This window comes from Vibrio sp. E14 (assembly GCF_020515785.1).
Classification (GTDB): domain Bacteria; phylum Pseudomonadota; class Gammaproteobacteria; order Enterobacterales; family Vibrionaceae; genus Vibrio; species Vibrio diabolicus.
Window position 1 is genome coordinate 577,143 of sequence record NZ_JAHPJI010000002.1, and the last position, 23,209, is coordinate 600,351.

The 23,209-nt window shown below is 45.2% G+C and carries 22 protein-coding genes; 15 read left to right on the forward strand and 7 right to left on the reverse strand.

Annotated elements, in window-relative coordinates:
• Positions 1–790: 790 nt before the first annotated feature.
• From LIX84_RS07930 to LIX84_RS07965, 8 genes are all read left to right on the forward strand, one after another.
• Entirely contained in the window at positions 791–1,084 is a 294-nt protein-coding gene (locus LIX84_RS07930) for a hypothetical protein (protein ID WP_012841496.1), read from the forward strand.
• Positions 1,081–1,530 carry a YaiI/YqxD family protein gene (locus LIX84_RS07935; protein WP_012841495.1) on the forward strand — a complete coding sequence of 150 codons (450 nt, stop codon included), beginning with the start codon at positions 1,081–1,083 and terminating at the stop codon, positions 1,528–1,530. The genes LIX84_RS07930 and LIX84_RS07935 overlap by 4 nt, the downstream gene beginning before the upstream one ends.
• A 194-nt stretch (positions 1,531–1,724) precedes the next feature.
• On the forward strand, positions 1,725–2,714 hold the full coding sequence (locus LIX84_RS07940) for a ketoacyl-ACP synthase III (protein WP_226421044.1): 990 nt from the start codon (positions 1,725–1,727) through the stop codon (positions 2,712–2,714).
• Positions 2,711–3,697, forward strand: coding sequence for an NAD-dependent epimerase/dehydratase family protein (locus LIX84_RS07945; protein WP_226421045.1), 987 nt, complete (start codon positions 2,711–2,713; stop codon positions 3,695–3,697). The genes LIX84_RS07940 and LIX84_RS07945 overlap by 4 nt, the downstream gene beginning before the upstream one ends.
• The gene (locus tag LIX84_RS07950; protein WP_226421046.1) at positions 3,666–4,529 is read left to right on the forward strand and encodes an MBL fold metallo-hydrolase; all 864 of its coding nucleotides are present in this window, start codon (positions 3,666–3,668) and stop codon (positions 4,527–4,529) included. Before LIX84_RS07945 ends, LIX84_RS07950 begins: the two co-directional genes overlap by 32 nt.
• The gene (locus tag LIX84_RS07955) at positions 4,526–5,785 is read left to right on the forward strand and encodes a F390 synthetase-related protein (protein ID WP_226421047.1); all 1,260 of its coding nucleotides are present in this window, start codon (positions 4,526–4,528) and stop codon (positions 5,783–5,785) included. The genes LIX84_RS07950 and LIX84_RS07955 overlap by 4 nt, the downstream gene beginning before the upstream one ends.
• Complete coding sequence (locus LIX84_RS07960) at positions 5,773–6,885, forward strand: ATP-grasp domain-containing protein (protein WP_226421048.1); 1,113 nt, start codon at positions 5,773–5,775, stop codon at positions 6,883–6,885. Before LIX84_RS07955 ends, LIX84_RS07960 begins: the two co-directional genes overlap by 13 nt.
• The gene (locus LIX84_RS07965) at positions 6,882–7,955 is read left to right on the forward strand and encodes a hypothetical protein (RefSeq protein ID WP_226421049.1); all 1,074 of its coding nucleotides are present in this window, start codon (positions 6,882–6,884) and stop codon (positions 7,953–7,955) included. The genes LIX84_RS07960 and LIX84_RS07965 overlap by 4 nt, the downstream gene beginning before the upstream one ends.
• A gap of 108 nt (positions 7,956–8,063) precedes the next feature.
• On the opposite strand, the gene LIX84_RS07970 is transcribed toward LIX84_RS07965, so the two are convergent.
• The 3 genes from LIX84_RS07970 to LIX84_RS07980 form a co-directional block, all read right to left on the reverse strand.
• Positions 8,064–9,650: an AbgT family transporter gene (locus tag LIX84_RS07970; RefSeq protein ID WP_006742541.1), complete on the reverse strand. Its 1,587-nt coding sequence runs from the start codon at positions 9,648–9,650 to the stop codon at positions 8,064–8,066.
• A gap of 230 nt (positions 9,651–9,880) precedes the next feature.
• Positions 9,881–10,006: a type B 50S ribosomal protein L36 gene (gene ykgO / locus LIX84_RS07975; RefSeq protein ID WP_074191703.1), complete on the reverse strand. Its 126-nt coding sequence runs from the start codon at positions 10,004–10,006 to the stop codon at positions 9,881–9,883.
• 3 nt (positions 10,007–10,009) lie between these two features.
• Positions 10,010–10,270 carry a type B 50S ribosomal protein L31 gene (locus LIX84_RS07980; protein ID WP_012841491.1) on the reverse strand — a complete coding sequence of 87 codons (261 nt, stop codon included), beginning with the start codon at positions 10,268–10,270 and terminating at the stop codon, positions 10,010–10,012.
• 123 nt (positions 10,271–10,393) lie between these two features.
• Between LIX84_RS07980 and tsaA the strand changes: the two genes are divergently transcribed.
• From tsaA to LIX84_RS08005, 5 genes are all read left to right on the forward strand, one after another.
• The gene (tsaA, locus tag LIX84_RS07985) at positions 10,394–11,089 is read left to right on the forward strand and encodes a tRNA (N6-threonylcarbamoyladenosine(37)-N6)-methyltransferase TrmO (protein WP_226421147.1); all 696 of its coding nucleotides are present in this window, start codon (positions 10,394–10,396) and stop codon (positions 11,087–11,089) included.
• Positions 11,090–11,200: 111 nt separating this feature from the next.
• Positions 11,201–12,916 (forward strand): proline--tRNA ligase, encoded by a 1,716-nt coding sequence (locus LIX84_RS07990; protein WP_226421050.1) that lies wholly within the window; start codon positions 11,201–11,203, stop codon positions 12,914–12,916.
• 176 nt (positions 12,917–13,092) lie between these two features.
• On the forward strand, positions 13,093–13,761 hold the full coding sequence (locus LIX84_RS07995) for a tellurite resistance TerB family protein (RefSeq protein WP_226421051.1): 669 nt from the start codon (positions 13,093–13,095) through the stop codon (positions 13,759–13,761).
• 111 nt (positions 13,762–13,872) lie between these two features.
• Entirely contained in the window at positions 13,873–14,079 is a 207-nt protein-coding gene (locus tag LIX84_RS08000; protein WP_226421052.1) for a YaeP family protein, read from the forward strand.
• Entirely contained in the window at positions 14,079–14,270 is a 192-nt protein-coding gene (locus tag LIX84_RS08005; protein ID WP_012841490.1) for a DUF4250 domain-containing protein, read from the forward strand. The genes LIX84_RS08000 and LIX84_RS08005 overlap by 1 nt, the downstream gene beginning before the upstream one ends.
• Before the next feature lie 105 nt (positions 14,271–14,375).
• On the opposite strand, the gene LIX84_RS08010 is transcribed toward LIX84_RS08005, so the two are convergent.
• A complete protein-coding gene (locus LIX84_RS08010; protein ID WP_226421148.1) occupies positions 14,376–15,740 on the reverse strand; it encodes a sodium-dependent transporter in 1,365 nt (454 codons plus the stop codon).
• A 376-nt stretch (positions 15,741–16,116) separates the two neighbouring features.
• Between LIX84_RS08010 and LIX84_RS08015 the strand changes: the two genes are divergently transcribed.
• Positions 16,117–18,663 (forward strand): Ig-like domain-containing protein, encoded by a 2,547-nt coding sequence (locus LIX84_RS08015; protein WP_226421053.1) that lies wholly within the window; start codon positions 16,117–16,119, stop codon positions 18,661–18,663.
• Positions 18,664–18,797: 134 nt separating this feature from the next.
• Here LIX84_RS08015 and LIX84_RS08020 read toward each other — a convergent pair whose 3' ends face one another.
• Positions 18,798–19,541 (reverse strand): YggN family protein, encoded by a 744-nt coding sequence (locus LIX84_RS08020; RefSeq protein ID WP_226421054.1) that lies wholly within the window; start codon positions 19,539–19,541, stop codon positions 18,798–18,800.
• 61 nt (positions 19,542–19,602) lie between these two features.
• Positions 19,603–20,082, reverse strand: coding sequence for a GreA/GreB family elongation factor (locus LIX84_RS08025; protein WP_226421055.1), 480 nt, complete (start codon positions 20,080–20,082; stop codon positions 19,603–19,605).
• Positions 20,083–20,158: 76 nt separating this feature from the next.
• On the opposite strand from LIX84_RS08025, the gene LIX84_RS08030 reads away from it, so the two are divergent.
• Complete coding sequence (locus LIX84_RS08030; protein ID WP_226421149.1) at positions 20,159–22,084, forward strand: RecQ family ATP-dependent DNA helicase; 1,926 nt, start codon at positions 20,159–20,161, stop codon at positions 22,082–22,084.
• Here LIX84_RS08030 and dinB read toward each other — a convergent pair.
• A complete protein-coding gene (dinB, locus tag LIX84_RS08035) occupies positions 22,081–23,145 on the reverse strand; it encodes a DNA polymerase IV (RefSeq protein WP_047008992.1) in 1,065 nt (354 codons plus the stop codon). The genes LIX84_RS08030 and dinB overlap by 4 nt on opposite strands.
• Positions 23,146–23,209 lie beyond the last annotated feature (64 nt).

The following is a 23,209-nucleotide window of genomic DNA, read 5'->3' on the forward strand; positions in this document are numbered from 1 at the left end:
TGGAAAGGATATTGATCTGGATTGTTTTTTATTAAGTGTTATTAGGAATTTATAAATTTTGTGACACTGATATACCCAAGTCACCTCGAGGTGCTTAATTCAACGAGAACGACTAGGTATCTTTTTATATAAGAAAGACCCCGACACATAAGTATCGGGGTCATGGTCTTACTCGCAGCAGTCCGGCTACTAAAAGTGCTCCATGCATCATCCATAATAGTGGCTGATTCCGTCAGCTTATTCCTTACGTCGCCGTCCTAGCGGTGTCCTTATCATCCTGATAGCTAACATTCCCCGTTAGCACACATCACTTGTTCCTTGAGCGGTGTCCCTTGCATCTTCCTGACGCTGTCCATAACCTCTATCCTAGAGGGGTCCATTGTCTATCCTTAGTCATCAACATCCTATTAATGATAGTGTCCTTACAATGTCCTACGCTCCATGCTTGATTAATCATCCTGACCAACCAAATCGTCTTCCTGACGATAACCAAATCCTTGGTGCTTTCCTGTTCCATGTCTGCTTCCTGCTGACAACTCCCAATTTACGCCTTTCCTAAAAATTGACAATCTATCCTAGATAAATATTTATACACCACATTGGTTAAATAGTTGTTAAATCATTATTTATCAATAAGTTGATGATTGTAATTTCTATTTTTCCGCTCACGAAATCGTTTTCTCTCACAACCCATGTAAGAGATCTCTCACACCACACATTCCAAATTGCTATTCGCCAAATTAGGGGACTCAACGTATGATGATAGATATATCGTTGTTAAGGATTAAAAATGTTAACTCAAGACGTTACTAAAGAATTAGAAGCGGTAATGGAACAACTGCAACAACAAGGAAAAGAACCAACCGTAGCGTTAGTGAAAGCACGCTTGAAAACGCCCGTCCCAATGCCTGCATTAATCACCGCAATAAAAAGTTGGAAAAGTGCTCAGCGTGTTCCCAAGGTTGAAGTCGCAGCACAAGCGCACACCGATAATGATCGTCTTGCAGCGCTAGAAAGCACGGTGAAAAAATTAGTGGCTCGTATTGAAGAGCTAGAAGCCAAGCTAAGTGAGAAGTCATCATGAAGTTATGGGTAGATGCAGACGCGTGTCCGAAAGTCATCCGCGAAACCATTGTGCGTGCCGCCGAACGCACGGGGATTGAATGTACGTTTGTCGCCAACCACGTTGTCCCGGTGCCCAAAAGAGACAACATCCACTCGCTCCAAGTTCCAGCTGGATTTGACATCGCTGACAACGAAATCGTTAAGCGTGTGGAGGCCAACGATTTGGTGATCACATCAGACATTCCGCTTGCAGATGAGGTCATCTCTAAAGGTGCTCAAGCCCTCAGTTCACGTGGCGAGCTTTATACAAAAGATACTATCAAAGCTCGTCTAAATATCCGCGACTTCATGGAAACCATGCGCTCAAGCGGAATTCAGACAGGTGGACCCGCTGCGCTTTCCCAAACCGATCGCCGCGAATTTGCGAACCATTTAGATCGTATTTTGGCTAAATTTAGGAAGTAATCCTCACTCTATTCATATTGAGCCAGCAAATCAAAGCCTGGCTCATTCCTGAAAATTCATTTTCAGCATTGCACCCAAAGCGTGCTCTTACTCCCATTTGTTTTGTTCTGTTTATTTTTCATCTCGCTCGCCATAGCTTCAATATGCAACGTGGTTTATTTTGAACGACGTTTTTAATAAATGTATAGAGAATAATGGGCTTTAACATCGTTTCTAGTGGAAGCTACCTGCCAACGAATCAATGGTCAGATCGAGAGATGGATCGCTTCCTAAAATTGGCGCCAGGGACCTGCCGAAATAAATTCGACGTTGAATATCGTCATGTAGCCAATACAAAAGAGACCGCTATTTACATGGCGGTGCAGGCGATAGAGCAGTGTTTAGGAAACATATATACCTTGGGCTCCATTGATCTCCTTATCTACGCTAGCGGCACTCACCACCAGTCTCTGCCCTACGACGCTTCAGCGGTTCTCGCCGCGTTAGACGCTCCAACATGGCTAGAAAGCTTTGATTTGAACAGCACCTGTTTATCATTTCTTTCTGCGCTTGACCTTGCTCAGAGTCTATTCTTAGCAAAACGGTACCGTCGGATTCTCATTGTCACCAGCGAACTCGCTACTGGCATCACACTGAATCGAAATTTTACGCTCAAACCAGAAGTTGCAACCCTATTCGCAGACGGTGCCGCCGCATTTTTGCTCGAAGAACACAACGGTGATGGATTGCTCACCAGTCACTTTGAAACGCATCATACCGGGTATTCATTTTGTCAAATTAAGGGCGGAGGTAGTCATGTCAACCCTCACACCTCAGAGCATCAAGCCTATTTAAAAAGCTGCCAGTTTGAGATGGAGGGCAAAGCACTCTTTAAACATGTGCGTAAAACCTTACCGGCGTTTCTAAAAAAAGGCTTTGACGCCTCTCCGGTAACACTCAGCGATATTGATTATTTTCTTCCACATCAAGCCAGTGCGCACGGATTAAAAAAACTGCCATCACTCACCGGGTTACCAACCGAGAAAACAGTTAATCACTTTTCGACTTTGGGAAACCAAGTCGCCGCCTCACTCCCGATTAACTTACACTGGCTGCGTAATCAGCCAGAAACAGCAGGAAAACATGTGTTATTAGCTGGTACCGCTGCCGGGTTATCACTAGGGATGGGAGTGTTAAAACTATGAAGATATTAGTCACTGGTGGCAGTGGGATGTTGGGTAGCGCAATTCTAAGAATGTTTCACCAGCAACATGAACTGCATTTTACAGCGCGAAATACAGTCATCGCTAAACAACTCGCTGAGCAATTCGATGTTATCCCACATTTAGTCGATTTGAGAGACCACTCTGCTGTTCATGCGGTATGCCAAGACATGGATGCAATCATCCATTGTGCCGCTCTCTCAAGCCCATGGGGCAAGTGGGAAGCGTTTTATCAAGCCAATGTAGATGCCACCAAAAACCTCGTCAATGCGGCCAATACGCATCAAATATCGCGTTTTATTCATATTTCCTCCACCAGCGTCTATTTTGACCACCAAGACCGTTGGAATATTAGAGAAACCGACGCCATTGCTTCACACTGGTGTAATGATTACGCACACACCAAATACCTATCTGAACTTGAAGCCGTAAAAGGCCAAAGCAAAGCGATCATTTTAAGACCGCGTGGCATTTTTGGCCCCAACGATCGCGCGATTATCCCAAGAGTGCTTAAGGCGATCAAAAACAACACTCTGCTTCTGCCATCGGGTAGAAACCCAGTGGTTGATCTGACCTATGTCGACAACGTTGCCCATGCGGCGATGCTCGCTTGCACTCAGGCAGACCAACTTCAGCATGGTGATGTCTTCAATATTTCCAACAACGAACCAATGCCAATTGAGACTGTTCTGCAAGCTTTATGTGTGGGGTTGAGCCTAAAAGTAACGTTACAATCATTACCATACGGTGTGGTATCACCATTATTAAAGCTCAGTGAGCAAATACGAAGGCGCTTACCACATCAGCCAGAGCCAAGGCTCACTTCATACAGCGCAGGATTGTTTAACTATCATCAAACTCTGGATATCAGCAAGGCGATAAAAAACCTGAATTACCAACCGCTTTTTTCAATTCAAGAAGGAATACAGCAGTATGCAAACTGGTCTAAAAATAAAAATCTTTGAGGCTGGACACTGCGTACACCCAGGCTTTGTTGTCAAACCAGGTTCTGGTATTAAGCCTAGAGCATTTCCTGCAGCCGTTGCGTTAATTCAGCACCCGACACAAGGCAACATCCTGTTTGATACGGGATATCACGAGCACTTTTTTAGCGCGACTCGTCCCTTCCCTGAACGCTTTTATGCTTGGACAACACCTTGCCGCTATCAACAAGAACATGGGATTGTTGCGCAGTTAGCAAAAGAAAATCTCAAACCTCATGATATTGAGCATTTAGTGCTCTCCCACTTCCATGCCGATCACATTGCTGCCGTGTCTGAGTTTTCCCACTCTCAATTGCATTGCCAACAAAAAGGGGTAGATGCGATTACTAAAAGTGGTCGAATTGGAGGCGTAAGAAAAGGCTACCTAAAAGCTCTGCTCCCTCCACAACTAGAATCTAACTTCATCATTCATGGTGATTTTTCTGTGCCAATCAGCCAAATTCTTCCTCAGTGCCAAGGGGTTAACTTGCTCTGTAAAGACATGTTCGACGATGGACTTATTTATATGGTTAGCTTGCCAGGCCATGCAGCTGGCCAAGTGGGCCTATTAGTTAAAAGAGAACGAGGTTGGCTGTTCTTACTCGCCGATGCATGTTGGTTAATTGAGAGCTTGAGTGAAAATATCGATCAGCATTGGCTGGCGAACATGCTTTGCGATGACACAAAGGCCTATAAAAACACCCTCTCCGAATTGAGAAGTTGCTACCAACAAACCCACCACGTTGTTCGCTTCGTACCTTCACATTGTCAGGAAACTATCCAGCAGCTAATCAAAGAAGGATGGATTAAGTGAGAACGCTTATCTCAGAATTCTGGCGAACCCGCTACCGCCCTTTCGGTTCAAGGGAACAAGTCGAAGCGTGGCAGCAACAACATTTAACGCAACACCTAGATTGGGTATGCTGTCATTCACCGTATTACCGCTCTTTTCAAGGTGCACCACTCAGTGATTTCCCTATCATGAATAAGCAAACCATGATGGAGAACCTTTCAGAGTTAAATACGAAGGGCTTAGATGCTGAACAGTTAATGCAGCAGGCACTCAAAGCAGAGCAGTCACGCAACTTTGCCGCTTCGAAAGTTGGCGATGTTACGGTTGGGCTTTCTTCGGGCACATCAGGCATGCGCGGGTTGTTTCTTGCTGACAAGCAGGAAACACAACTGTGGGCCGGCAATATATTGGCTCGCCTTTTGCCCAACCTATGGCAAAAGCACCGAATTGCACTAGCCTTGCGCGCCAACAGCCCACTGTATAAATCCGTCGCGAAAGGGCCTGTCACATTCTTTTATGCCGATTTAACCAAACCTTACCAAGAATGGATAAAAGAGCTGGATGAGTTTCAACCCACGCTTTTGGTTGGTAGTGCGCAAGCTCTTCAGCTCTGCGCCCAGTTCAGCGGTCAATTTGGTCAACCCGCAATTCAACCACAGCGGATCATTTCTGGGGCAGAGGTTCTAACCGAGAGTGACCGTCACTATATTTCTCAACGGTTCGACAGCGAGCTCCATGAAGTCTATCAATGTACCGAAGGTTTTCTTGCATGTACTGATCAGCAAGGACAAATGCGCTGGAATCAGGATGTTGTTTACATCGAAAAACATTGGCTGAATACCGAACGTACTCATTACAGCCCAATCATTACCGATTTTCGTCGTAAAACTCAGCCAATTATTCGTTATCAGCTCAACGATATTATTGAGAATAAACAGGATAATGGCGTATTTGAACCTCTTGGCGCGATTGCCGGACGATGTGGTGATCGCCTCACGCTAAACGCAAACCACGTCCCAGTGACGGTGTTACCAGATCTCATCTACCGCGCTATAACACTATCTGCCAAAGGTCGCGTGGATTACCGAGTCACCCAAACAGGGTCACAAACCATTCAAATTGAAGCGGAGGTTCACCACCATCGGGTTATACATCAAGCCTTGATAAAGTTGTTTGACCAATTGCGGCTTGATCCTGTCAGATTTAGTTACCGCCCTGCGCCTATTTGGACGCCAATGAATAAACAACGACGTGTGGTGAACATATGCGGGTCTTAATCACCGGAGCCCGAGCACCAGTTGCACTAGAGTGGGCAACCATGTGTATGCATCATGGGCATGAAGTAATTCTCACCGATTCACTAAAAAGGCCTTTGGGGTCATTTTTGCGAGGCATCGAGTCTTATATCCCCACCGCTTCACCTCGATTTGCGTTTCCCACCTATCAACAGCAGATCCTAAAAATCATTACTCAGATGCGTATTGATATGGTGATACCCACTTGTGAAGAAGTGTATTACTTGGCTCATGTTGCCAAACAATGTCCAGAAGTAGATTTTTTTCTTCCCGATGTGGCGCTGCTCAATGCCCTACACAACAAGTTGACCGTCTTTGAACAACTTAAAGGCTTGCCAGAAATTACACTTCCAAAAACCCGTTTGGTCGCTGATAAAAGTGAGATTGAAATTAATAAGAGAACCGTTCTAAAGCCAGTTTACTCTCGGTTTGGCGGGCAAGTAATAAGAGATGTGACAACTCAGTCTATTTCTGCCGCCACGATATCACCCCTTTTCCCTTGGGTTCAGCAACAAAAAATCCATGGGACTCCGGTGTGTAACTATGCGATTTTTGAACATGGTGACCTTAAAGCACATCAAGCTTATGTGCCGAAATACTGTGTAAACGGATCGGCCGCCAGTGCTTTTCAGCCGCTCTCATGCGATCGACTAGATACATTTATCGCCGCTTTTGGTAAACGTCATACTTATCATGGGCAAGTTTCGTTTGACTTCATCCAATCACAAAATGAACTCTACGTGATTGAATGCAACCCAAGAGCCACCAGTGGTTTGCACCTACTCTCGTCTCGATGCACTCAACTGCTCCCTAATATGGAATTTACTGGCCCTTCTGAGCAGCGATTGTATCATTTAGGTCCAATAACACTCATCGCTGAAGGTGGATTATCCCTATTTAAGGCTCGAACTTGGCAAAATTGGTGGTCTGGAGTGAATGTAATGCAACAGCATAACTTGCCGGTAGGGAGCCAAGTCCGGAGTGTGTTTGAATTACTCCGGCTAGCTAGGCAGAACAAGGCAAAATGGAGCGCCGCTTCTACCGTTGATATTGAGTGGAATGGAGAAGCGTTGCCATCATGACACTTTCCTCTCAAGAATGGCATCAAACCTTTATCACTCTTATGCAATCGAATCCTATTGATGAATGCACAGCAAGCTTTGGTTGCCACTATATCGATGATGTTGCCATTCCCTACTCCGTAACACCAAAAATACCAAACAACTGTTATGCCGTGTCCCCTATGACACTGCTTAGTGACTACGCCGAAGAAGAGCTTTACAAAGTCAAAAATGTGGCTGTTCGATGGGTATGTAAGCTACTTATTAATATGACTAAACCAATCTTATCATTGGCTGGATTGGATCAAGTCCAAACGCTCAACAATCAGTGCTTGTCCACCAATATGTATAGTGAACAATGGGAATCCTTAAACCTCGATGAGCTGCGCCGCGTGGCACTCGATAAATATCCCACCTTTCCCTTGGTGCTTCGCTCCCTCAACCAGCGTCAGCATTCACACTTAATTCAGCGATTGAAGCAGCAACAATGGCAAAGTTTGGTAACGCGACAAGTGTATTTACTTGAGGATTGGCAAGCATTCAGCTTCAACCGAGATTTAACGAAAGACTTCAAGCTGTTTAATGATAAAGATTGGCAGTTTAAGCCGCTGGCTACTGATGAAGAGTTTCAGCGTGCCAAAGCGTTATATGACATGCTTTACCTTGATAAATACAGCCGGAATAACATCCAGTTTTCAACCCAATATTTAAAACAGGCGAGCCAAAATAACTTAGTGCATTTAGTGGGACTGTTTTATCAAGAAGAGATGCTGGCTACGTTAGGCATAGTAGAAATTGATAACGACATGACTTGCCCAATTTTTGGCTACGATACCAATAAGCCGCAGAGTTTTGCGCTGTATAGAAGAATATCTGCTTATACCATCCGCCACGCAATGATATGCCAGCGTCGCTTTAATATGAGCTCAGGGGCTCCAGCTTTTAAACGCAACAGAAAAGCCCGGCCAGAAATTGAATTTAGCTATGTTTATATTGCGCACTTACCTTGGTACAAACGCATAATTTGGAAAAGCTTGTGCTGGCTCACTCAGCACTTTTATCGCCCTTTGTTGATGCGTTTTCAGCTATAAACCGACATCTATAATCAGGTAAGCCTGCGTACACACAATTTGAATCGATAAAAAAAGCCTGCGACGTTCGCAGGCTTTTTACAATGGAGCTGTGTGAGGTAACCGTTTTTACGGTGTGTAGTATGTTGCTGCGCCAGGGCCTACTGGTAAACCAAATACGAATACCCACAGGTAGAACAGCACACTCCAACCGACAATGAAGCAGATTGAGTAAGGTAGCATGGTCGCGATCAGCGTACCGATACCTAAGTTCTTCATGTAACGAGTTGCTACCGCAAGAATCAAACCAAAGTAGCTCATCATTGGAGTAATGATGTTTGTCGTCGAGTCACCAATTCGGTAAGCAGCCTGAATCGTTTCCGGTGCATAACCAACAAGCATTAACATCGGCACAAAAATCGGTGCCGTCACTGCCCACTGTGCCGATGCCGAACCAATCATTAGGTTGATAAAGCCACACATAAGGATGAAGGCAAAGAACAACATTGGGCCAGTTAAGCCAATTTCTTGCAGGAAGCTTGCACCAGCAACCGCAAATACCTGACCGAAGTTAGTCCATTTAAAGAACGCAACGAACTGAGCAGCAAAGAAAACCAATACAATGTACATGCCCATAGAAGACATAGATTTCGCCATTGCATCAATCACATCGCGATCCGTCTTCATCGTGCCAACAACTTTACCAAACACAAAACCTGGGATAGCAAAGAACACAAAGATGAATGCCACGATACTTTTCAGGAATGGAGAACCTGCAATTGTACCTGCATCAGAACGTAAGATGCCGTCAGCTGGAACAACCGTCCAAGCAAGCAACGCGGAAACAACCAGTACAGCAACACCTGCTAGTTTTAGGCCTTTCTTCTCAATGTCTGTCAAGCCGCCCATTTTGTCGTTAGACAAATCTTCTGAGGCTTCTTCTTCACTGTATTTGCCAAGCTTTGGCTCAACAATTTTTTCAGTAACAAACGCACCAGTGATTGCAATGAAGAACGTCGACACAAACATGAAGTACCAGTTAACTTCTGGACCAACAGTGTAAGTTGGGTCAATCATTTGCGCTGCGGTTTCAGTAATACCTGACAGTAACGGGTCAACCGTACCAATAAGTAGGTTTGCTGAGTAACCACCGGATACACCAGCGAATGCCGCAGCAAGGCCTGCAAGTGGGTGACGACCTAGAGAATGGAACAACATTGCTGCCAGTGGAATAAGTACCACATACCCCAACTCTGATGCCGTATTTGAAATGATACCAGCGAAAACAACAGTCACTGTTACCATGCGTTGAGATGCGCCCATGACCAAGCCACGCATGGCTGCAGATAGCAAACCAGAGTACTCAGCAATAGCAACACCCAACATCGCAACCAAAACCGTGCCTAAAGGTGCAAAGCCAACAAAGTTTTTCACTAAGTTAGTAACGATAAGTTCGAGTCCATCAGCGTTAAGTAAGCTGACGACATGAATCATGCCATCTGCGGCACGACCTTTTGCGCCCTCAGGACGAGGGTCTACAACGGAAACTTCGAAGTATCCTGCAATGCCCGACATCACCAGAATGGCTAAACAGAAAATGGCAAATAGTGTGATCGGGTGAGGTAATAAGTTCCCCAAATATTCGACAGTATCCAAAAAGCGCGTAAACAGTGGCTTCTTAGGCGAGTTTTGTTTAATTGAATCAGATGAACTCATCTGTTCCCTCCTTGTTTTTATTCCTGTGCAAATGTGACAAAAATGTCAAAAAAGCGAGCGAAGGGTACTTGAGCAGAAGGTTAAAGAAAAGCCCTAAATGTTACAAACTGTGACCATTAGAGAGTTTTATAACCAATAACAAACAAAAATGTAGATATTTCATCCATGTAAAACAGTTAAGTCAAAATTATCAATTAAACAAAACCATAAGCCAGAAATATGCAGAACGATTACTTCTGCACTGCTTTAAACCTCGGATTCGCCTTACAAATGACATATAGACGCCCTCTTCGTTTTACGACCTGGCAATCCGGATGACGACTTTTTGCACTTTTTAATGATTTTACTACCTTCATGATTTATTCCTTTTCGCTCTTAAATTGACCAAAACGACGGTTGAAGTTCGCAATACGACCTTCTGTTTGAACCACTCGCTGTTTACCGGTGTAGTACGGATGGGATGCTGACGACACATCTAACGTAAAGTAAGGGTAGGTTTTGCCATCTTTCCATTCGATGGTTCTCTCTGTTTTCAACGTAGAACCAACAACGAAGTATTCATCTACGCTGGTGTCGTGGAACACCACTGGACGATATTCAGGGTGGATTCCTGGTTTCATAATACTTTTCCTCTCAATTGAAATGTTATGTTATAACGTTTTAATTAGTAATCATTATCAACAAGAAAAGCAAGAGAAATTTGTGATACTTTTCATCTCAATGAATTCTTAAAGATGTCCACCATGTATTCCATTGAACCCATCGGTGTCATTGAGACACCGTACAAAGAAAAGTTTGCAGTACCGCGCCAGCCTCGCTTAGTACCAACAGCAAAAGCACGCGTAAAACTGTTAGGCGCAGCGAATAGCCCTGAAGCAGTGCGTGGGCTAGAACAGTTCTCTCACGTTTGGCTGTTATTTTTGTTTGATCAAAATCTGGAAGCAGGTTGGAAGCCAACCGTCCGTCCACCACGACTGGGCGGCAATGAACGAATAGGTGTCTTTGCCTCACGCTCGACTTTCCGCCCAAACGGAATCGGAATGTCAGCCGTTGAAGTGAAAGGAGTCACTAAGCAAGGCGATCAAATCTATCTTGATTTAGGCAGCGTTGATCTCGTTGATGGGACACCGATTGTGGACATTAAGCCTTATATCCCCTATTCGGATTCTATTTCGGAAGCACAAGGCGGATACGCAGACCAAGAACCAGAAAAGTCACAAGTCAACTTTTCTGCTCAAGCATTAGCAACGATAGAAAATCGATCCGATACTGACTATGTAAGATCAGTCATTGAACAAGTTCTGGCCCAAGATCCTCGTCCTGCATACAAGAAAAACAAGCCGGACAATAAAGAATATGCGGTAAATTTGTTCGACTTGAACGTAAAGTTCACAGCAACAAGCAACTTAATAACGGTTACCGCTATTGAAAGCTTTTGACAAACGCAATTGGCTGATATTATAGACGGCTAATAAATTTCCCTTTCGGGAACTCCTATACTCCAGCTTGTTCAAGCTTGAGTATCTAACTTAAATAAACGGATAAATTTAATGCGTACCAGTAATTATCTTCTTTCTACTCTGAAGGAGACTCCAAACGACGCAGAAGTAGTGAGCCACCAGCTCATGCTACGTGCAGGTATGATCCGTAAGCTGGCTTCAGGTCTATACACCTGGCTACCTACTGGTCTACGTGTACTGCGTAAAGTCGAAAACATCGTTCGTCAAGAAATCGACAATGCAGGCGCAGTCGAAACTTTGATGCCCGTTGTTCAGCCGTTTGAACTATGGGAAGAGACAGGCCGCAGCGAAAAGATGGGTCCTGAGCTACTTCGCTTTACTGACCGTCATGTTCGTCCGTTTGTACTTAGCCCAACCGCTGAAGAAGTGATCACTAGCCTTGTTCGCAATGAAGTGAGCTCTTACAAACAGCTTCCGCTAAACCTGTACCAAATCCAAACCAAATTCCGTGACGAACGTCGTCCACGCTTCGGTGTAATGCGTTCACGTGAATTCTCAATGATGGATGCGTACAGCTTTGACATTGATAAAGACGGCCTACAAAAGTCATACGACGCAATGCACGATGCTTACTGCAAAGCATTCGATCGCATGGGTCTGGATTACCGTCCTGTACTAGCAGATAGCGGTGCTATCGGTGGTAGCGGCTCTCAAGAGTTCCACGTACTGGCTGAAAGTGGCGAAGACATCATCGCATTCTCTACCGAGTCAGATTACGCGGCAAACATCGAAAAAGCAGAAGCACTAGCTCCAGCCTCTGAAGCAGCGGCACCAACGCAAGAAATGACGTTGGTAGATACGCCAAACGCAAAAACAATCGCTGAATTGGTTGAACAGTTCGAGCTGCCAATTGAAAAAACAGTGAAAACTTTGTTTGTGAAAGCGTCTGACGAAGTTGATGCACCAATCATCGCGCTTATCATTCGTGGCGATCATGAACTGAACGAAGTGAAAGCAGAGAACCTTCCTCAAGTTGCAGCTCCACTGGAAATGGCATCTGAAGAAGAAATTCGTGAGCTTATCGGTGCTGGTCCTGGTTCTCTAGGCCCTGTTGGTCTTAAACTGCCGTTCATCGTTGACCGCAGCGTAGCGGTAATGAGTGATTTCGGTGCGGGTGCGAACATCGATGGCAAACACTACTTCGGCATTAACTGGGGTCGTGACGCAGAGCTTGGTCAAGTTGAAGACCTACGCAACGTGGTTGAAGGCGATCCAAGCCCATGTGGTAAAGGCACTATCCAGCTTAAGCGTGGTATCGAAGTTGGCCATATCTTCCAACTTGGCAACGCTTACTCCGCAGCGATGAACTGTGGTGTACTTGGTCCTGATGGTAAGAACGTCATCCTAGAAATGGGCTGTTACGGCGTCGGTATCACTCGCGTCGTAGCGGCTGCTATTGAGCAAAACCATGACAAATACGGCATCATCTGGCCAGATGCAATCGCACCATTCCAGGTTGCGATCGTTCCAATGAACATGCACAAGTCAGAAGAAGTAAAAGAAGCCGCTGAGAAGTTGTACGCGGAGCTAACGGCAATGGGCATCGAAGTCCTATTTGACGACCGTAAAGAACGCCCAGGCGTAATGTTCTCTGACATGGAGCTTATTGGTGTACCGCATACCATTATTATCGGTGACCGCTCAATGAAAGAAGGCAACTTCGAATACAAGAACCGTGCTACTGGTGAGAAAACGCCAGTCGCAATGACTGATATTATCGAGCACGTAAAGGCTCAACTAAAGTAAGCGCTCGATGGTTCTCATTTGAAGTAATTTCAAAATAATTAGAAAGGGTTGACTTCGGTCAACCCTTTTTTATTACTGGGCAACCTTACTACTCCCCTTTAGATCTATTCACTTTGTTAATCTTTGGTTCAGCTTCTTGCTATTAAACTGATTTCATCATCTAAAGGAGGTCAGTTATGGATTTAAAAAGTCTTCTAAACCAAGCACTCAAATCAGACTTACTCAAGCAAGGGGCTGATGCGTTAGGTAAACAAACTAACAACATCAAATCCTCATCAAACTCAAGTAGCCTGAAAACGCTAGGAGCAGGTGCCGTTGGCGGAGGCCTTATCGGTATGCTGATGGGCTCGAAGAGAAGTAAAAAAATGACCAAGAAAATAGGCTCGGGCGCATTAAAAGTCGGTGGCGCTGCTGCGCTTGGAGCATTAGCCTACAAAGTTTATAACGACTGGCAAGCCAAACAGTCCGGTCAAGGTGTTCATGAGACCTTTGACCCCGATGACAGCAAACACAGTGTACTAATTTTAAAAGCAATGATTGGAGCCGCAAAAGCCGATGGCCATGTCGATGAAGAGGAAATGACCCGCATCGAGCAAGCCCTCGCAGATATGGGCGCAGATGAGCACGTACGTCAGCTCGTTCAGCAAGAACTAAACAAACCGCTTGATCCTGCTGAAATTGCTAATCAGGCGACCTCTCCCCAGCAAGCGTCTGAAATTTATCTCGCGTCTTTGATTGTTGCTGATGAGCAAAACTTCATGGAAAAAGCGTATTTGCAAGAACTGGCAAAACAGCTTCAGCTTTCACCAGAAGTCACACAGCAGTTAGAAGTACAAATGCAGTGATTAAATCTCGCTCAAGCAACTCCTCAACTTGAGCCAAAACAACTCTGCACTTTGAGTTTCAAATCTGCTGTGTGTATATTGAGATAAGTTATCATTTAGTGGAAAGAAAACATGCAAGTATACGGCTGTTGTGAACTGGTTCGTGAGCTTTATGCTCAAATTGGTAGTGGCGATCAAGCTTACATTCCTCAGGCAATTTCATGTGCTGTTAAAGCGCTGAACGATGTTGCGGCGGATGAGTCTCTGCCTAAAGAAGTGCGTGAAAAAGCGGCATTTTCTGCGGCAAACCTACTGATTTCAGATTTTGAGGATAAGTAATGAATCTAGCGAACTTTGAATCCATGGATCCTGTCATGCTCATGAGCATTGTAAATATGAAGCTACGCGACGACTTCGGTGGTGACTTAGATAAACTGGTAGCTTTCTTCGATATCGATCGCACAGCACTAGAAGCAAAACTGGCTTCTGCTGGTTTTGACTTTCTTCCAGAAGCAGGACAATTCCGTTAACCCGCAGCAATCACCGCGGGTAACTGAAACGGGGAATAACCAACATGAAAAAGGGCTTGATGATCACTCATCAAGCCCTTCTCTTTTGTCCAATAGACGTTTCGATTAGCCGAATGAAGCCCAGATGACCGTAGCCACAAGAATTGGACATACAAACTTCACATACGCTGGCCATAACTTACCAAACCAACCTTGCGTAAACTCCGGGCAACCTTGCTCAAGCTCTTTGATTTTTGAGTTGCGATTCCATACCCAACCACCAAATAAGCAGAATAAGAGCGCAGCGGTTGGTTGTAGATACTGAGTAGCAACCGTCGCGACCATACCAAACAGAGCGCCAAAGTTATAAACAATCACCACACTGAACAAGGCGATGAGACCACCTAAAACCCAGCTCGTTGCGCTACGCTTGGTGTTGAAACGCTCACTCACTAACGCCACTGGACACTCTAACATTGAAATGGAAGACGTTAGCGCCGCAATCGTCAGCAATAAAAAGAACACAATAGAGAACAATTGACCAAGCAAATCTAAGCTATCAAACATCAATGGCAATACGGTAAATACCAACGTATCAGAGCTTAATAGAGAGCCATCTTCAGCATAGATTTGAACGCCTTTTTGCATCGCAACAAACATCGCTGGCATCACAACTAACCCCGCAATAAAGGCAACGGCAGTATCTACCATGGTCACGTTCATCGCCATCTTTGGTAGGTTTTCTTTCTTACTCAAGTAAGAGCCATAAATCAGCATTGAGCAGCCACCGATCGTAAGCGAGAAGAAGCCCTGCCCCATTGCAGCAAGAATCAACTTGCGGTCCCATACCTTTTCGAAATCCGGTACCAAGTAATGCTTTAGCCCTTCCATCGCACCGTTTTGCGTCATGATGTAAGCAAACAGTAGAGCAAACAAAACAAACAATGCTGGCATCAAACGTGTTGACCACTTCTCAATACCTTGTTTTACTCCACCTTGTACGATAAGAATTGTTAGCACATAAAAAGTAATAGTTCCGAACAAGTTACGTTCAACGCTAAAGCCCTTTAGCCATTGAGTTGCAGCTTCTAACCCCATTAGATCTGTGATTGCACCCAGTAAAAAGCAGATCAACCAACCACCGACAATAGAGTAAAACGCTAAAACAGCGCTTGGTACGCTTAAACCTATCCAGCCCACAATACCGCCGAGCTTTTTACCTACCGGATGATTGGTAAGCGAACGCATACTATCTACCGGGTTGGCTTGACCATGACGACCAATCGCCATTTCAACCACTAGCATAGGAAATGCGACGATAAGAATCATCACCAAATAAACCAACAGGAAAGCACCGCCGCCATTACTGGCAGCTTGGGTTGGAAAGCCCCAAATATTGCCAAGGCCAACTGCGGCACCTGCGGCTGCTAAGATGAATCCGAGACGAGAGCCAAAATGCTCACGAGGCTGAGAAGAGGTTTGCTGTGTCATACTACTCACACAAAATATCATTGAACTAGCTAACTAGTACACTATAGCAATATTCACTATTCAACAAGAGCACTCTGGTTAAATACTCGACAGTTGAAACAATTCACAGTCATTCAGCTTGTAAATTTTAACGTACATCTCACATTCATCATTCTAAGACCTGGCGACTTTTGTCTTTTTCACACGCTTAGAATTTATGATTCTCCCATCGTGAAGTGAGCCGAAAAATAATGAGCTTTGGTGTAAGGAACGAATAGTTCCTCGTGATACTGTGTCGAAAAGCAGAATATTGTGCTTCGCTTTTTCCCCCTTATGTCTATTTATCAGCTAGTTATTACTCTGTTCTCATTTATATCCATGACTCAAGGAGAGGAAAATGAAGGTCACTCTACTTCACGGAGCGATGGTTGCAGCACTCAGCGTCAGCTACCAAGCTCAAGCCTATAACTGCCAAAGCTTACCCGACTGGGACAACACTGCGACTTATACATCGGGCACTTTAGTAAAAACGCAAGGAGCCGCTTACGAGGCAGCGTATTGGACGCAAGGCAATGACCCTGTTACCAATTCAGGGGCTTGGGAGGCATGGAAAGCGTTAGGGCAATGTGATGGTGGAAGCAACAACCTAGAGCCAACAGTGTCATTCTCCTCTCCAACAAACAACGCACAAATTCCCGAAGGCAGTGCGATCACCTTGCTAGCCAACGCAGCCGACGAAGATGGCCAAATCGCACAAGTTGAGTTTGTTGCAGGCAACCAAACGGTTGCTGTGGTAACTCAAGCACCATTCGAAGCATCTTGGACCGCTATTGAAGGTGTCTCGCAATTGACCGCAATTGCGACCGATAATGAGGGAGCCGTTACCACCACGACGATTTCTATCCAAGTTCAACCACAAGTCGAATTACCGCCACCAAGCATTTCATTGACAAGCCCAGTAGGCACAGAAGTGCTTAATGTAGGCGATAACCTAACCGTAGCCGCTCAAGCTGATGATATTGATGGTGTGGTCACACAAGTTGAGTTCTTCGTGAACAATCAATCCGTTGCGATTGATACCAGCGTACCTTACGAATATCAATGGACCGCGAATGCTGGTACACATTCGTTTAAAGCACAAGCGACTGATGACACAAACCTCGCAACCATGAGCCAAGAAGTAACGCTTGTTGTTAGTAATTCAGAAACAGGGACGGGCGGATGTTCAGATGCAGTGCCTTACGCGGCGGGAACGAGTTATCAAGTTGGCGACCTGGTTTCTCACTTCAACCAAAAATATCGTTGTGACGTTGCTGGTTGGTGTTCCTCGGATGCGACATGGGCTTACGAGCCTGGTGAAGGGCTATATTGGCAAGATGCTTGGAGTGGCCTAGGTGCTTGTTCGACGCCACCGCAAGTTACCATTACGGCACCAACGGATGGACAAGTCGTGCTCGCTGGCAGCAATAACGAAATCACGGCTAACGCAAGCGATGCTGATGGCACAGTCACGCAAGTTGAGTTTTTTGCGAACAACACCAGCTTAGGGGTCACCACTCAAGCACCATATTCCGTTACTTGGAACGCCACACTTATTGGCGCTAACCAGCTTAAAGCCGTCGCAACCGATAATGATAACAACACGTCAGAGTCCTTGGTTGGTGTGGAAGTCAGCGATAAAGATTTGGTCGTCTCACTGACTTCACCAAGTAGCGGTCAAACCGTCGGCTTAGGCAAAAACCTCGCATTAAGTGCCGATGCAACGTCTTTAACCTCAGGCATTAAACAAGTTGATTTCATGGTCAATGGTTCAGTTGTCGCCACAGATACGACTGCGCCTTATTCTGCGAACTGGACACCACCCGCAATCGGACAGTTTACCGTAAGCGCTCAAGCCATTGATCTTGCTGGAAGCGCGACGTTATCTGACGCGGCAGCAATAACGGTGGTTGAGCAAGCAGAGAAACGTCATAAACTCATCGGTTACTGGCACAATTTTGTAAATGGGGCTGGCTGTCCAATTCGTCTAGCGGATATGGCTGATGCGTGGGATGTGATTGATATTGCCTTTGCCGAAAATGACCGCAACAGTGATGGTACCGTGCACTTTAATCTATATTCAGGCGATATTTACAGCGATTGTCCAGCGCTCGACCCAGCACAGTTCAAACAAGACATGGCTGCGCTTCAAGCTAAAGGTAAAAAGTTTGTTCTCTCTCTTGGCGGCGCAGAAGGCACGATTACGCTGAATACCGATCAAGACGAAGCCAACTTTGTCTCTAGCCTAACAGGTCTTATCGCTGAGTGGGGCTTTGATGGTCTTGATGTGGATTTAGAGAGTGGATCTAACTTGGTTCATGGCTCGCAAATTCAAGCTCGCCTTGGTCGTGCTTTGCTTCAAATAGAGCAAAACATGGGTGGCGACATGTACCTAACCATGGCACCTGAGCATCCTTATGTTCAAGGCGGCTATGTGGCTTACAGCGGTATTTGGGGAGCTTACATTCCTGTGATTAATGAGACACGCAGCACGCTCGACCTGCTTCACGTCCAGCTATATAACAACGGTGGTTTGCCAAACCCATATCTGCCAGGCAGTGCACCAGAAGGCTCTGTGGATATGATGGTAGCGCAATCTAAAATGCTTATCGAAGGCTTTGAATTGGCCGACGGCACTCAGTTTGCACCACTACGTGATGATCAAGTCGCAATCGGCTTACCTTCAGGTCCTAGCTCGGCAAATTCAGGCCAGGCTCCGACACAGAATATTATCAGCGCACTAGATTGTTTAACCAAAGGCACTTCATGCGGCACCGTTAAGCCAGCGTTCAATTACCCGAATTATGCAGGGGTAATGACGTGGTCTATCAACTGGGATCAGCATGATGGTTTTAATTTCTCAAAACCTGTCGGCGATAAGCTCACCGAGATGAACGCGCAATAAGCTATCAAAGAACAAGCGGGTAAAACGGAAATATCGTCTTGCTTTCATTAATTGTTCAAGTATGTAAAAACGAAAAGAGAGCACAATTGTGCTCTCTTTCTTTATACCATTGAGTTCTACTTTTTGAAGGGTAATTAAATCGTAAATACTCGGTAATCTTTTAGCTCAGGGATTTTCTTCAACAGATCGTCTTCTTGCCCTGCCATGTCATCCAGCGAATCGCACAAGTCTTCTGCTTGTTGTTCTACCTCTTTCGAATGCTCAGCTAAACGCTCTTCTACTTTCGCGCTGAGCTCAGCCATACTCTCTGATAATGCAGTGAGGTTTATCCCTCCCTCTTCCTTCATTTTTTTCGATAAAGCATCCAACGAACTGGCTAAAAACTCTTTATTGAAGATCTCTTGTGCTTTTGCAAAGTCTTCAGTCCACCCTTGTGTCATGGACTCAAAACTTTCCGCTGGTAGAATGAAATCGCCATCTTTGTAGTAACGTGATTCAACATCAGCGACAAAGTCCTGTACTGCGACTTTGACGTTATCAAACGCGCCAGGTGCGTCTAGGCTTTCCGCGACATCATCGATGATGTCATTTGCAAGCGCTAAACCATCACTCGCCAACTGTTTTGCTTGTGGAATATACGCGTTCATTTTTTCGCGATAGTCTTCAATTGCCGCTTTTTGGTCGGCATTGAGTTCAATTAGCTCACCTTTGATGAATAGGTTGTTATCCTCATCCACGACAGCTTTATCACCTGTCGTTTGGCGAATTTCCAAGCTTTGCCCATCCATACGGACTTCATTATTGATGTCCACACGACACTGCGCTGCATAACCAGTAGCACTGACCATCAGCAATAAAAGTGTAAGAAGCTTTTTCATGTCATTCTCTTTTATTTAACATTACTCGTGTTAAACATAACACTGAGTGATACATGAGATGTCAGCAAATCGTCACGACTTCGTAACAAGTTGTTTTATCTCCTATTTTCACATCAATCTCATCGCCTTCTTCTTTCCCGAATAACGCTCGACCAAGAGGAGATTTTGCTGTTAAGACAAAAACTTCCTGAGCCTGAGATTTCACAGTCAGACCACCAGAACAAGGGCCTACAAAGAAGTGCTTTTCAAGCAAATTCTCATCTGCGAGAACGACGTAAGCACCTACACCAACAGGTGCACCTTTAAAGTCGCGAGTCACTAGAGCGCGATATTGACGCAGCTCGTCTTCACTCTCTTGGATTCGCATAGCTTGTCCATGAGCAAGATACGCGGCTTCAAGTGCTAACGTATCGTACTTATGCTCGGGAACAGTTTCTTCATCTGTCGCGGCATCAATGGCTCGCTGAGCAGATGCATGGGCCACTTGAAGTTTTTCTTCCAGATGTTGGATGATAATTTGGACTAAGTCAGCTTTGTTCATACTTTTAGGACGCGCGTTTGGCACTCAGGGTGTGTTAATGTACCTAAGTTTACCATCAAAGAAAGGTTTCCCTATTATGCAAAGTGACTCGCTGCATCAAACACTTCAATCCGTATTTGGTTTTGACTCATTACGCCAAGGTCAACAACCTGTTATTGAAGCGGTTATGAATGGTTACTCTGCTGCGGCCATCTTTCCTACGGGTTCGGGTAAGTCTCTCTGTTACCAATTGCCAGCAACCGTATTGCCCAATCTTACGTTGGTGATCTCGCCGTTGTTGGCGCTAATGAAAGATCAGCTGAACTTTTTGCAAAGTAAAGGGATCCCAGCCGCTTCTATCGATAGCAGTCAAAGCAGAGAAGAGTCACAACGCGTCATGGCAGGGGTAAAAAATGGACAGATCAAAATATTGATGATTTCTGTTGAGCGCCTAAAGAACGAGCGTTTTCGTGAGTTCATTCGCCAAGTGCCGATCTCTTTGATGGTGGTTGATGAAGCGCACTGTATTTCCGAATGGGGACATAACTTCCGCCCTGATTATCTCAAGCTACCGCAATATCAACGTGAACTGAACATTCCACAATCTTTGCTTCTCACTGCAACAGCAACGCCCGCAGTTATTGAAGACATGAAACAAAAGTTCGATATTGCCAGTGAACATATTACCGTTACAGGCTTCTACCGCCCCAATCTGGATATCTCGGTGATCCCGTGCGAGGAAGCAATGAAACAAGAAAAGCTAAGTGAAATCATCGCCTCTTCTCCTAAGCTTCCAACTATCGTATACGTGACACAACAGCAGACAGCAGAGCAAGTAGCAAAATCACTAATCCATATTGGCATTAATGCTCACGCGTACCATGCAGGTATGAAAAGCGACATCCGTGAACAAATCCAACAGCAGTTCATGGATAGCCAAATTGACTGTATTGTTGCAACGATTGCATTTGGTATGGGGGTCGATAAATCTGATATCCGCCGCGTCATTCACTTCGACTTACCCAAATCAATCGAGAACTACGCACAAGAGATTGGACGTGCAGGCAGGGACGGGCAACGTTCTGAGTGCATTCTGCTGGGCAATACGTCCGGCTTAACGGTGTTGGAAAACTTTGTCTATGGTGACACACCTGAACTAACCTCGATTAACTATGTAGTCGAGCAAGCGAAAGAACATGCTCCACAATGGGAGGTAGTGCCACTGCGTTTATCGCGTGAAAGTAATATCCGCCAATTGCCACTCAAAACCTTGTTGGTTTATTTGGAGCTACATAAACTCATTGAAGCAAAATACAGTTACTTTGCGGAATATCGCTTTAAGTTTTTGCACGATCAGCAATTTATTGTGAATCAATTTCAAGGCGAGCGACGTCAATTCGTGGAGGCTATTTTCTCCTGCTCGCAAAAAGCCAAAGTGTGGTGCCAAGTTGACCTAGAAGCGTTATGGATGAACTATCAATCGGAACGCAGCCGAGTTGTCACAGCCCTCGACTATTTTCACCAGAATGGTTGGATAGAGCTAGAGAGCAAACAACTGACCGACGTGTACTCTGTTTTGCCAACCACACAGAGTTCTGATGTTTTAATCCAACAACTGTATGAACTGTTCCAATCCAAAGAAAGCAAAGATATCGAAAGAATTCACACCATGCTGCGCTTGTTCCAGTCAGAGCACTGTTTGAGCTCACAATTGGCGAACTACTTTGCTGATCACAATGCACCAGAGCAATGTGGTCACTGCTCCGTGTGTCGTGGTCAAGTCGCTTCGTTCCCAACACCACAAGGTAAGGATATTGAGCCACCTCAAGTAGCAATGTGGGTGCAGGAATTTATTCAGCTCTCCCCTTCAGCTATCAGCAATGATGCTGTCGCCCGCTTCTTGTGTGGCATTAGTACCCCTTTAATTAGCCAGCTAAAAGCTTCAAAACTGTCAGGTTATGGTGCGATGGCCAACACAAGATTTGAGCAAGTATTAGCTCAGGTAGAAGCAGTAAGAGCCTAGAAAAAGCTCAATTGACGCGCTTGGTTCTCGGGCTTGAGCATCACGTTCAAGCCTAAAAGGCGTATTTCCCGTCCGTTTTGGCGCTTAAGAATATCTCTTAGCAAGATCTTGAAGTCCTCAAGCTCTAATTGCGGATGGATACGCTCAATTGTTGTCAGTTGAAAGTCGGCAAATTTGACTTTAATACCTTGTTTAATAATCGATTTACCTGGGCTTGCACGCTCTAAGCGTTTCTCGAGTTCAGGATAAAGTTTATCCTCGATCACTTGCCAACATTCATCATAGCTCGAGATATTCTGGCTGAATGTCCGTTCCACACCGACGGATTTTCTCTCGCGCTCAACAACGACTTCTCGATTATCAATTCCATGGCTACGCTGCCATAAAGAGGCCCCCTGACGACCAAACTGCCTCAGCAATTCACGATAGTCGCTGTTTTTAATATCCTCACATCGATAAAAGCCCGCTTGATGTAGCTTCTCAAGACTCACCTTCCCTACTCCAGGAATGTTTTCCAGCGGAAGTGTATCGATAACTTCCTGAACCTTATCTGGCGGGATAACAAACTGACCGTTGGGTTTATTCATATCAGAGGCGACTTTGGCAAGGAACTTAATCGGTGCAATGCCCGCCGATGCCGTCAGCCCAAGCTCATTCCAAATGTCGCGTCGAATAGACTCTGCGATCAACGTTGCGGAGCCACGACAAGCTGTCGAGTCCGTAACATCGAGGTATGCTTCATCTAATGATAGAGGTTCAATGATAGGCGTATAACGCTCAAAAATAGCACGAATCTGCTGAGAGACTTGTTTGTACACGTGCATTCGACCGGGAACGACTAGTAAATGGGGGCAGAGTTGCAATGCTCGCGCCGTTGACATTGCACTACGAACGCCATATTTGCGCGCCTCATAATTACAGGTGCTAATCACACCACGCTGTTTTTCATGACCGCCAACGGCGAGTGCAATGCCACGGTAACTAGGATTATCTCTCATCTCAACGGCAGCATAAAAACAATCCATATCGACGTGAATGATTTTTCTGATTCGGTCTGACATAGCCATTAAACACTGTTCAAAAACACAGTATAAATTAAATCTGCCTTGATAGAAATGAGAGTTT

What these genes read in the sequence shown, in the direction of transcription:
- dinB (WP_047008992.1), bottom strand. Translation starts at nt 23,145, where the DNA reads ATGTCAGACCGAATCAGAAAAATCATTCACGTCGATATGGATTGTTTT.
- LIX84_RS08000 (WP_226421052.1), top strand. Translation starts at nt 13,873, where the DNA reads ATGCAAGTATACGGCTGTTGTGAACTGGTTCGTGAGCTTTATGCTCAA.
- LIX84_RS07990 (WP_226421050.1), top strand. Translation starts at nt 11,201, where the DNA reads ATGCGTACCAGTAATTATCTTCTTTCTACTCTGAAGGAGACTCCAAAC.
- LIX84_RS08030 (WP_226421149.1), top strand. Translation starts at nt 20,159, where the DNA reads ATGCAAAGTGACTCGCTGCATCAAACACTTCAATCCGTATTTGGTTTT.
- tsaA (WP_226421147.1), top strand. Translation starts at nt 10,394, where the DNA reads ATGTATTCCATTGAACCCATCGGTGTCATTGAGACACCGTACAAAGAA.
- ykgO (WP_074191703.1), bottom strand. Translation starts at nt 10,006, where the DNA reads ATGAAGGTAGTAAAATCATTAAAAAGTGCAAAAAGTCGTCATCCGGAT.
- LIX84_RS07995 (WP_226421051.1), top strand. Translation starts at nt 13,093, where the DNA reads ATGGATTTAAAAAGTCTTCTAAACCAAGCACTCAAATCAGACTTACTC.
- LIX84_RS07960 (WP_226421048.1), top strand. Translation starts at nt 5,773, where the DNA reads ATGCGGGTCTTAATCACCGGAGCCCGAGCACCAGTTGCACTAGAGTGG.
- LIX84_RS07945 (WP_226421045.1), top strand. Translation starts at nt 2,711, where the DNA reads ATGAAGATATTAGTCACTGGTGGCAGTGGGATGTTGGGTAGCGCAATT.
- LIX84_RS07950 (WP_226421046.1), top strand. Translation starts at nt 3,666, where the DNA reads ATGCAAACTGGTCTAAAAATAAAAATCTTTGAGGCTGGACACTGCGTA.
- LIX84_RS08020 (WP_226421054.1), bottom strand. Translation starts at nt 19,541, where the DNA reads ATGAAAAAGCTTCTTACACTTTTATTGCTGATGGTCAGTGCTACTGGT.
- LIX84_RS07970 (WP_006742541.1), bottom strand. Translation starts at nt 9,650, where the DNA reads ATGAGTTCATCTGATTCAATTAAACAAAACTCGCCTAAGAAGCCACTG.
- LIX84_RS07980 (WP_012841491.1), bottom strand. Translation starts at nt 10,270, where the DNA reads ATGAAACCAGGAATCCACCCTGAATATCGTCCAGTGGTGTTCCACGAC.
- LIX84_RS08025 (WP_226421055.1), bottom strand. Translation starts at nt 20,082, where the DNA reads ATGAACAAAGCTGACTTAGTCCAAATTATCATCCAACATCTGGAAGAA.
- LIX84_RS07965 (WP_226421049.1), top strand. Translation starts at nt 6,882, where the DNA reads ATGACACTTTCCTCTCAAGAATGGCATCAAACCTTTATCACTCTTATG.
- LIX84_RS08015 (WP_226421053.1), top strand. Translation starts at nt 16,117, where the DNA reads ATGAAGGTCACTCTACTTCACGGAGCGATGGTTGCAGCACTCAGCGTC.
- LIX84_RS07935 (WP_012841495.1), top strand. Translation starts at nt 1,081, where the DNA reads ATGAAGTTATGGGTAGATGCAGACGCGTGTCCGAAAGTCATCCGCGAA.
- LIX84_RS07930 (WP_012841496.1), top strand. Translation starts at nt 791, where the DNA reads ATGTTAACTCAAGACGTTACTAAAGAATTAGAAGCGGTAATGGAACAA.
- LIX84_RS08010 (WP_226421148.1), bottom strand. Translation starts at nt 15,740, where the DNA reads ATGACACAGCAAACCTCTTCTCAGCCTCGTGAGCATTTTGGCTCTCGT.
- LIX84_RS08005 (WP_012841490.1), top strand. Translation starts at nt 14,079, where the DNA reads ATGAATCTAGCGAACTTTGAATCCATGGATCCTGTCATGCTCATGAGC.
- LIX84_RS07940 (WP_226421044.1), top strand. Translation starts at nt 1,725, where the DNA reads ATGGGCTTTAACATCGTTTCTAGTGGAAGCTACCTGCCAACGAATCAA.